This window comes from Campylobacter sp. 107, from assembly GCF_002383835.1.
In the GTDB taxonomy this organism is placed as follows: Bacteria; Campylobacterota; Campylobacteria; order Campylobacterales; family Campylobacteraceae; genus Campylobacter_D; species Campylobacter_D jejuni.
In genome coordinates this window covers 1-885 of the sequence record NZ_NXBA01000022.1, presented here as the reverse complement: position 1 = coordinate 885, position 885 = coordinate 1, and the positions used below count along the sequence as shown (strand labels likewise).

The window sequence follows — 885 nt, the reverse complement described above, 5'->3', positions numbered from 1 at the left end:
ATTTTCTTTATTTTGAAAAAATTTCATTGCTAGATCAGTAAAATCTAAATTCGTAACATAATCAGGCACTATACCTTCTTTTTCAAGCATACTTAAAGCCCCATCAGCACAAAAGATCACTGCTTTATCTTGATAAGCTTTAAGTAAAGGAAGTTGTTTAGCTAAACTAGGTCCTGCAGAAACTACTATAGCATTTTCGAATTTGTTTTTTCTTTCATTTAAGATTCTTTGAAAAGGAATGCTTTCAAGCATAGAGGGGATGTTTTGTAAAAGATGAGAATAACACTCAAAAGAAAGATCAGAATTAGAACCTAAATTTCTTATCACAACTTTAATATTTTTCTCGCAAAGCTCGTCTGCTTTATGCCAAATATCCTCATAAAACTTTTTATAATAAACATTATTTACAAACATTTCATATAAACTTAAGTACTCAGATATATCTTTCATATCAAAAAGTATAAGCAGTTGAATATCCACTCTTTCTTCTTCGATATCCACAAGATAAATTTTTCCACTACAAAGCTCTTCACTCAAATCTATCGTGCTTAAAGCTAGAATAAAAAGTTCTATTTCACTTTCAAATACAAAAAGATGTTTATAGTGTTTAGCTAAATTTTTAATAAGCAAAGCATTGCCTATACCATAAATACATATAAAAGGATATCTATGAGTTTTTTCTAAAATACTTTGATAGAAAAAATTTAATTCTTCTTCTAAGTTTTCATACATAAAAACATTATGAGTTTTATCATAGATATTTAAATTTTCATCTATATTAAAACGAGAACAAGTTTTATTTTGTATGAAATTTAAAAGTTTATTTCCTAAGGGTTCATTTACCCCACTTAATAAAGCTTGTATGTTTTTTTCTAGTATGGTCAT

The 885-nt window shown here is 26.8% G+C and carries 1 protein-coding gene; it reads right to left on the bottom strand.

Annotated features, from left to right (window positions below):
* Positions 1–885, bottom strand: an 885-nt coding sequence (locus tag BGS40_RS03935; RefSeq protein ID WP_141085129.1) for a 6-hydroxymethylpterin diphosphokinase MptE-like protein, incomplete at its 3' end; no start/stop codon positions are given.